Source organism: Nocardioides albidus (assembly GCF_006335005.1).
GTDB classification, from domain to species: Bacteria; Actinomycetota; Actinomycetes; order Propionibacteriales; family Nocardioidaceae; genus Nocardioides; species Nocardioides albidus.
The window spans coordinates 188,185-195,885 of sequence record NZ_VDMP01000026.1; the positions used below are offsets into that span (position 1 = coordinate 188,185).

Below are 7,701 nucleotides of genomic sequence, written 5' to 3' on the forward strand. Positions count from 1 at the left end.
AGTGAGGGTGGTGCACGACACAATGGCCGCATGCCGACCTACGTCGCCTTCCTGCGCGCCATCAACCTGGGCAAGAACCGCAAGTTCGCCAAGGCCGAGATCATCGCCGCCACCGAGGCCGCCGGGGGCAAGGACGTGCTGACCCACATCAACACCGGCAACGTCCGGCTGACCACGAGCCTGCGCTCGCGTGCCAAGGTCGAGGCGGCGCTGGAGCGGACCTACCCCGAGCGGGCCGGCTTCGACGTGCCGACCATCGTCTACACCCCCGCCGAGTTGGTCGCCATCGCCGACGACGCCCGCGAGCTGTCCGAGGCACGACCGGACCTGGAGCGGCACTACGTCTACCTCCTCAAGCAGGAGCCGGAGGCCGCCCTGGTGGCCGAGCTCGAGTCCCGCAGCGACGACGTCAACGCGGCCGTCGTACGGGATCGGGCGGTGCACCTGCTGCTCGGACCCGGCTACCAGGCCGGTGGGGTGGACCCCTTCAAGTGTGAGAGGACGCTGCGGGTCGTCGCGACCAACCGCAACCGCAACGTGATCACGACCCTGGCCGAGCGATGGTGCTCCTGAGGCGCTGTGCCACCATGGAGCCGTGACGACGTCGAGCCCGGAGAAGGTCGATCCGGGAGTCCAGCAGGACCTCGCCCCGGACGACATCACCCTCGCCGACACCCCCTGGGTGACGATCGTGTGGAACGACCCGGTGAACCTGATGTCGTATGTCACCTTCGTCTTCCAGAAGCACTTCGGCTACGGCAAGAAGAAGGCCGAGAAGCTGATGATGGAGGTCCACGAGGACGGCCGGTCGGTGGTCAGCAGCGGCACCCGCGAGGAGATGGAGCGCGACGTCCAGGCGATGCACGAGTACGGCCTGTGGGCCACGCTGTCGAAGGCCGATTGAGTGACCTCTGGATTCGTCCGGCACCGCCGGAGCAAGCGCGTCATCGCGACCTTCACGGTCTTCGAGGCCGACCTGCTGCGCTCGTTGGCCGCCCAGCTCGTCGAGCTGCTGCACAACGAGTCGGCCGTCGTGCCCATCGAGACCGACCCGCTGGAGGCGATGCTCGACTTCTCCGGCCCGACCACCGAGCCGGACGACCCGGTGCTGCGGCGGCTGTTCCCCAACGCCTACCGCGACGACGCCGAGGCCGCCGGGGACTTCCGCCGCTACACCGAGAGCGCCCTGCGCGACGGGAAGGCCCGCGCCGCCGGGACCGTCATCGACGTCCTCGAGGAGGCCGGACTCCCGCCGGAGCCGACCGGCGAGGACCTCACCATCGACGTCGAGCTCGACCCCGACACCGCCCTGGTGTGGATGCGCGCCTTCACCGACCTCCGTCTCGCCCTCGGCACCCGCCTCGAGGTCGAGGAGGGCGACGAGGACTACTGGTACTCCCTCCCCGACGACGACCCCCGCGCCCAGGCCCACCACATCTACGAGTGGCTCGGCTTCCTCCAGGAGACGCTGGTCGGCGCGATCCGCTAGCCCTGCGAGGTGCCAACCCTGGCCCTGCGAGGTGCCAACCCTGGCCCTGCGAGGTGCCAGTCCGAGGACGCAGGTACGTCGATGGGTCCGCCCGCCGGCGTACCGAATCTGGCACCTCGGGGGTACGAACTTGGCACTTCGGCGGTACGAGACTGGCACCTCGGCGGAGCTCAGCTGGAGGGCTTGACCGCGAGGACGGGGCAGTGGGCGGTGAGGATGATCTTCTGTGCCACGCTGCCGAGCAGGAGCTTGCCGACGGGGCTGCGATGGCGGATGCCGACCACGATCAGGCTCGCCTGCTCCTCGTCGGCGGCCGCGACCACGGCGTCGGCGACGTCGTTCACCACGTCATGGCGTACGACGACCTCGAGGCCCTCGGCGGTGAGCCGGTCGTGCAGCGCGGCGATGTCCGCGTCGTGGGCGAACCGGTTGTCGACCAGGCTGCTGCCGAGGGTGGCGTTGACGACGACCAGGCGGGCGCCCTCCTTGCGCGCCTGCTCGGCGGCGTGCGCGACGGCGGTCTCGCCGTAGCGGTCCGCGCTGTAGGCGACCACGACGCTGCCGGTGGTGCCCGGGTTGCCCGGGTTGCCCGGGTTGCTGGGGGTGCTCATCGCTCGATCATCTCCTTGTCGTCCGCGGGGGTGGGGGTGCTCTCGGCGGGCCGGCGCAGGCCGGCGGCGGTCATCGCGACGAGCACCAGGGCGATCACGACGTAGACAACGACGGCCACCGGCTCGCTCCACAGCGTGCTGACGTCGCCCTCGGAGATCTGGAGAGCGGTCGTCAGCTGCTCCTCGAGCTTGGGGCCGAGGATGACGCCGATGATGAGGGGCAGCACGGGGATGCCGAAGCGGCGCATGAAGAAGCCGAGCGTGCCGATCACCAGCAGCAGCGCCAGGTCGAACGCCTGGAAGTTCACGCTGTAGGCGCCGAGCGAGGCGAAGAACAGGATCCCGGCGTAGAGGTAGGGCCGGGGGATCCGCAGCAGCTTCGCCCACAGGGGCGCCATCGGCAGGTTCAGCACCAGCAGCAGCGCGTTGGCGACGAACAGGCTGGCCAGCAGGCCCCAGACGAGGTCGGGGTGGTCGTCCATCAGGGTGGGGCCGGTCTGGAAGCCGTAGCCCTGGAGGGCCACGAGCATGATCGCGGCGGTCGCGGTGGTGGGCAGGCCGAGCGCGAGCAGCGGCACGAGCGTGCCCGCGGCGGAGGCGTTGTTGGCGGCCTCCGGGCCGGCGACGCCCTCGATGGCGCCCTTGCCGAACTCCTCGGGGTGCCGGGTGAGGCGCTTCTCGGTCGCGTACGACAGGAAGGTCGGGAGCTCCGCGCCACCGGCCGGCAGGGCGCCGAACGGGAATCCGAAGGCGGTGCCGCGCAGCCACGGCTTCCACGAGCGGCGCCAGTCGTCCTTGCTCATCCAGGGCTGTCCGACCGGGATGATCTCCAGCGGCTTGCGGCGCAGGTGCGCGGCGACCCAGAGCGCCTCGCCGATCGCGAACAGGGCGACCGCGACCACGACGATGTCGATGCCGTCGGCGAGCAGCGGCTGGCCGAAGGTGAGTCGCGCCTGGCCGGTGCTGGTGCCGACGAGGCCGACGGCCAGGCCGAGGAAGAGCGCGATGAACCCGCGCAGCTTGGAGGAGCCGAGCACGGCGGTGACGGCGAAGAGCGCCAGCACCATGAGGGCGAAGTACGACGGCGAGCCGAGCGTGACGACGATGTCGGCCACCCACGGGGTGACGATCCACAGCAGCACCGTCGCGATGCTGCCGGCCACGAACGAGCCGATGGCGGCGGTGGCGAGCGCCTGGGCGGCTCGGCCGGCCTTGGCCATCTTGTTGCCCTCGATCGCGGTGATGACCGAGGACGACTCGCCGGGTGTGTTGAGCAGGATCGAGGTGGTCGAGCCGCCGTACATGCCGCCGTAGTAGATGCCGGCGAACATGATGATCGCGCTGTCCGCCCCGACGCTGTAGGTGACCGGGAGCAGCAGGGCCAGGGTCATCGCCGGGCCGATGCCGGGCAGTACGCCGACGGCGGTGCCGAGCAGCACGCCGAGCGCGGCGAAGAGCAGGTTCTCGGGGGTGAGGGCCGTCGCGAAGCCGTCGAGGATGAGGTCCATCAGAGCACCCCGTCCAGGATCCCCGCCGGGATCGGCACACCGAGCACGACGTAGAAGAAGTACCAGCTGCCGACGGAGAGGGCGACGCCGACGGCGATGTCGCGGATCCAGTTGCGGCTGCCGAGCACGATGGCGGCCCCCGCGAACAGCAGCGCACCGGTGATCGCCCAGCCGAGAAGGTCGATGAGCGCGATGTTGGCGATGAGCACGAGGGCGAGCAGCCCGACCGTGCGCACGTCGGTGCCCTGGGTGAGGTCGATGTCCTCACCCTCCTCGGCCTCCGGCCGGTCGCCGCGCGCGGTCGCGACGGCGAGCAGGATGCCGAACAGGACCAGGCCGGCGCCGACGACGTACGGCAGCGTGTAGGGCTGGACCGGCTGGTCGGCGAAGCCGTCGTGCAGCCCGGCGGCGTCGAGGAGGACGTAGCCCCCGGCGAGGACCAGGAAGCCGGCGAGTCCGTACTGCGCCTTGTCGACCACAGGGCGCGGTGGCCTGGTCGTGGGTGTGGTGGTGGGGACGCTCATGCCAGTCCCAGCTCCTTCAGGGTGTCGGCGACGCGGGCGTTCTGCTCGGAGAGGAAGTCCTCGAACTCCTTGCCGGTGGCGAAGTTGTCGCTCCAGCCGTTGGCCTCGAGCGCCTCCTTCCACTCGGGCGTGTCGTGCATCTCGGTCAGCAGGTCGGTGAGATAGGCGCGCTGCTCGTCGCTGATGCCGGGCGGCGCGAGGACGCCGCGCCAGTTCGTGAAGACGAGGTCGACGCCGGACTCGGTGAGGGTCGGGGCGTCGACGCCCTCCAGCCGCTCGGCGCCCGAGACGGCCAGGACGCGCAGCTTGCCGTCCTCGATCTGGCCCTCGAACTCGCCGAGGCCGGACATGCCGACGTCGATCTTGGCGCCGAGGAGGGCGGTGGTGAGGGGCCCGCCGCCGTCGTAGGAGATGTAGTTGACCTTCTTCGGGTCCACGCCGATCGTGTCGGCGAGCTGCATCGGGAAGAGGTGGTCGGGGCCGCCGTTGCTGGAGCCGCCGCCGACGGTGAGCCCGCCCGGGTCCTTCTTCCAGGCGGCGACCAGGTCGTCGATCGTCTTGAACGGCGAGTCGGCGGGCACCAGGATGCCCTCCTGCTCCTCGACCAGGCGGGCGATCGGCGTCATCTTCAGCGGGGTGGCGCTCGACTTGTTGGTGTAGACCGCGCCGACCACGCCGAGGCCCATGATCATCATCAGGTCGTCGGCGCCCTTCTCGTTGACCAGGCGCTGCATGGCGACGGTGCCGCTGGCGCCCTGCACGTTGGTGATCTCGAAGCGGCCGGTGAGGTCGTTCTCCTCCATGGCGCGCGCGGCGGCACGGCCGGTGAGGTCGTACCCGCCTCCGACGCTGTTGGGGATCATCATCCGCAGTCGCCGGTTGCTCGGGTCGTCGGAGCCGCGGGTGACACCGCAGCCGCTGGCGACCATGGCGAGCGCCAGGACGGTGAGGAGCGCGACGAGGGCTGATGCCTTCGTTCGACTCGCGTGCATGGGAACCTCCGGGGTGGGGCCGGTCGAGTGGTGACCACCGTCACGCGGCGATCCGTGCCAGCATGGCGGCGGGCTGTGGCGGCCGTCACGCTTGCGGACGCAAAGGAGGTTGTGGTCGTTGTGGTCACGTGTCCGGCGCGGTGAGCCGACCCTCGCGGCGCAGGTGCTCCTGCTCCAGCTCGTCGTGATCGTCGTGCTGCTCTCCGCGGTGGGTGTGCTGAGCATCCGCCAGTCCAACGCCGACTTCGCCGAGGAGCGCGGCGCGCAGATGCGCTCGGTGGCGGAGTACGTCGCCGCGCTGCCCGTCGTCCGGGCAGAGCTCGAGCGCGCCCGTTCCGGCGCTGCCGATCCGCGCGCCACGGCACGCGATCTGGCGCCGTACGTCGCCCAGGGGCTCAGTCTCTCGAGCGCGTCGGAGGTCATGGTCGTCTCGCCGGAGGGCGCGGTCCTCGCGGCGACCGACGCCAGTCGGGTCGGCCGTCCGGCGGACCTCGGCGACAGTGACGCGCTGAGCGGCCGCGGCTGGTCCGGCGACGTCGCGCCCGGCGGCGAGCGCGCCGTCGCGGCCCACGCGCCGGTGATCTCGGAGGTCGACGGCAGCCTCCTCGCGATCGTGTCCGCCGAGGCCGCCTACCCCTCGCTGGCGGACCAGGTGGCCACCGCGGCCCCGGACCTCGGGATCTTCCTGGGGCTCGGCGCGCTGCTGGGCCTGGTCGGCACCTGGCTGGTCGCGCGCCTGGTCCGCCGCTCCACCCGCGGACTCGGCACCACCGAGCTCGCCAACCTCGCCGACCACCGCGAGGCGCTGCTGCACGCCATCCGCGAGGGCGTCGTCGGTGTCGGCACCGACGGCCGGGTGACGGTGATGAACGACGCCGCGCGCCGCACCCTCGGCCTCGACGGGGTGGACCCGGTCGGCCGGCCGGTCGAGGACCTGGGCCTGGACCCCCATGTCGTGGCCCTCCTGACCGGCGAGGGCGCCTCGGCCTCGGAGGTCCGTGACGCGCTGGCGCTGGTCGGCACCCGCGTGGTCGTGTTCAACCGCGGCGAGGCGTCGGCCGGCGGCCGCGGCATCGGCACCGTCACCACGCTGCGCGACCGCACCCAGCTCGTCTCGCTGCAGAGCCAGCTGAGCTCCAACCTGTCCATCACCGACACCCTGCGGGCGCAGACCCACGAGTTCGACAACCGGCTGCACACGATCTCGGGGCTGGTCCAGCTGGGGGAGTACGACGAGGTGGCCGCCCTGGTGGGCAGGCTCACCCGGCACCGGGCGGAGGTGGGCGAGCACGTCGCGAAACGCCTCGCCGACCCCGCGGTGGCGGCACTGGTCGTGGCCAAGCACGCCGTCGCCGAGGAGCGCGGCGTCACCCTGGAGCTCGATCCCGGGTCCCGGCTGCCGGCACTCGGGCCCGACGAGAGCGCCGATCTCACCACCGTGCTGGGGAACCTGGTCGACAACGCGATCGACGCGTGTGCCGGCCGGCCCGGCGCCCTGGTCGAGCTGTGGGTGCACGCCGAGCAGTCGGCGGGGCAGTCGGCGGGGCAGTCGGCGGGGCAGTCGGTGGGGGAGTCCTCGCTCCACGTCCGCGTGCGCGACAACGGCCCCGGCGTGCCCGCGGACCTTCGCGACGCCATCTTCGTGCGTGGCTTCTCCACCAAGGAGGAGGTGCTCGGCGGACGCGGGCTCGGGCTCCCGCGCGTCCGGCTGATCTGCGCCCAGCGCGGCGGCGAGGCGGTCGTGGACGACGCCGAGCCGGACGACGGCGAGGGCGGCGGCGGGGGTGGCGGCGGGGGTGGCGGCGGGGCGGAGTTCCGCGTGGTGCTCCCCATCGGCGCCAGCACCGGGAAGGATGGGCGATCGTGACCGGTGCCCAGCGCAGCCTGCGCGTCCTCGTCGTCGACGACGACTTCATGGTCGCGCGCATCCACGGCCGCTTCGTCGAGCAGACCGACGGCTTCGAGGTCGTCGGAACCGCCCGCACCGGTGCCGAGGCGCTGGAGCAGGCCGCCGTGCTCGACCCGGACCTGGTGCTCCTCGACGTGCACCTGCCCGACCTGTCGGGCCTCGAGGTGCTCGAGCGGCTCCGGCGCCAGTCCCGCGAGCAGGGCCGCGACATCGCCGTCATCATGGTCACGGCCGAGCGCGGTGCCGCCGCCGTCCGCGCCGCGCTCCACGGCGGCGCCCTGCAGTACCTCGTCAAGCCGTTCGAGTACGACGACCTCGCGGACCGCCTGCGCCGAGTGGCCGCCACGCTCGCCACGCTGCCCGGGGCCACGGGCGGCCGGGAGGAGGAGGTCGACCAGGCCACGATCGACCGGGCGTTCGGGGCGGGCGCGCGGGCCGTCGTACCCCAGGCGCTGCCGAAGGGGCTGAGCCCCGAGACCGCCGATCTGGTGCTCGAGGCGGCGCGGGCGGCGGGGGAGATCTCGGCGTCGGAGACGGCCGACGCGGTGGGCCTGTCCCGGGTGACCGCGCGGCGCTATCTCGAGCACTTCGTCGACATCGGCACCGCCGAGGTCCGGCTCAGGTACGGCGGCACCGGACGCCCGGAGCGGCGGTACCGCATCGCCACG

9 protein-coding genes are annotated in these 7,701 nt (G+C 72.1%); 5 read left to right on the forward strand and 4 right to left on the reverse strand.

Going from position 1 to position 7,701, the window contains the following annotated elements; all coding sequences use genetic code 11:
• Positions 1 to 30: 30 nt before the first annotated feature.
• The 3 genes from FHP29_RS16640 to FHP29_RS16650 are packed head-to-tail and all read left to right on the forward strand — an operon-like array spanning position 31 to position 1,489.
• Entirely contained in the window at positions 31 to 573 is a 543-nt protein-coding gene (locus tag FHP29_RS16640) for a DUF1697 domain-containing protein (protein ID WP_139624001.1), read from the forward strand.
• A gap of 22 nt (positions 574 to 595) precedes the next feature.
• Positions 596 to 904, forward strand: coding sequence for an ATP-dependent Clp protease adapter ClpS (gene clpS / locus FHP29_RS16645; protein ID WP_139624002.1), 309 nt, complete (start codon positions 596 to 598; stop codon positions 902 to 904).
• The gene (locus FHP29_RS16650) at positions 905 to 1,489 is read left to right on the forward strand and encodes a DUF2017 domain-containing protein (protein ID WP_139624003.1); all 585 of its coding nucleotides are present in this window, start codon (positions 905 to 907) and stop codon (positions 1,487 to 1,489) included.
• 170 nt (positions 1,490 to 1,659) lie between these two features.
• Here the strand turns inward: FHP29_RS16650 and FHP29_RS16655 are convergent, their stop codons facing one another.
• Genes FHP29_RS16655 through FHP29_RS16670 form a run of 4 tightly spaced genes read right to left on the reverse strand, consistent with a single transcriptional unit; the run spans position 1,660 to position 5,124 of the window.
• Entirely contained in the window at positions 1,660 to 2,100 is a 441-nt protein-coding gene (locus FHP29_RS16655; protein ID WP_139624004.1) for a universal stress protein, read from the reverse strand.
• Positions 2,097 to 3,608: a tripartite tricarboxylate transporter permease gene (locus FHP29_RS16660; RefSeq protein WP_139624005.1), complete on the reverse strand. Its 1,512-nt coding sequence runs from the start codon at positions 3,606 to 3,608 to the stop codon at positions 2,097 to 2,099. Before FHP29_RS16660 ends, FHP29_RS16655 begins: the two co-directional genes overlap by 4 nt.
• Positions 3,608 to 4,132, reverse strand: coding sequence for a tripartite tricarboxylate transporter TctB family protein (locus FHP29_RS16665; RefSeq protein ID WP_139624006.1), 525 nt, complete (start codon positions 4,130 to 4,132; stop codon positions 3,608 to 3,610). Before FHP29_RS16665 ends, FHP29_RS16660 begins: the two co-directional genes overlap by 1 nt.
• On the reverse strand, positions 4,129 to 5,124 hold the full coding sequence (locus tag FHP29_RS16670; protein ID WP_139624007.1) for a Bug family tripartite tricarboxylate transporter substrate binding protein: 996 nt from the start codon (positions 5,122 to 5,124) through the stop codon (positions 4,129 to 4,131). The genes FHP29_RS16665 and FHP29_RS16670 overlap by 4 nt, the downstream gene beginning before the upstream one ends.
• Positions 5,125 to 5,242: 118 nt before the next feature.
• Between FHP29_RS16670 and FHP29_RS16675 the strand changes: the two genes are divergently transcribed.
• Together FHP29_RS16675 and FHP29_RS16680 are read left to right on the forward strand one after the other, a co-directional pair.
• Positions 5,243 to 6,991, forward strand: coding sequence for a sensor histidine kinase (locus FHP29_RS16675; RefSeq protein ID WP_205014204.1), 1,749 nt, complete (start codon positions 5,243 to 5,245; stop codon positions 6,989 to 6,991).
• The coding region (locus tag FHP29_RS16680; RefSeq protein WP_240044555.1) for a response regulator at positions 6,988 to 7,701 on the forward strand (714 nt) is incomplete at its 3' end. The genes FHP29_RS16675 and FHP29_RS16680, both read left to right, overlap by 4 nt.

What these genes read in the sequence shown, in the direction of transcription:
- FHP29_RS16640 (WP_139624001.1), top strand. Translation starts at nt 31, where the DNA reads ATGCCGACCTACGTCGCCTTCCTGCGCGCCATCAACCTGGGCAAGAAC.
- FHP29_RS16670 (WP_139624007.1), bottom strand. Translation starts at nt 5,124, where the DNA reads ATGCACGCGAGTCGAACGAAGGCATCAGCCCTCGTCGCGCTCCTCACC.
- FHP29_RS16655 (WP_139624004.1), bottom strand. Translation starts at nt 2,100, where the DNA reads ATGAGCACCCCCAGCAACCCGGGCAACCCGGGCAACCCGGGCACCACC.
- FHP29_RS16665 (WP_139624006.1), bottom strand. Translation starts at nt 4,132, where the DNA reads ATGAGCGTCCCCACCACCACACCCACGACCAGGCCACCGCGCCCTGTG.
- FHP29_RS16660 (WP_139624005.1), bottom strand. Translation starts at nt 3,608, where the DNA reads ATGGACCTCATCCTCGACGGCTTCGCGACGGCCCTCACCCCCGAGAAC.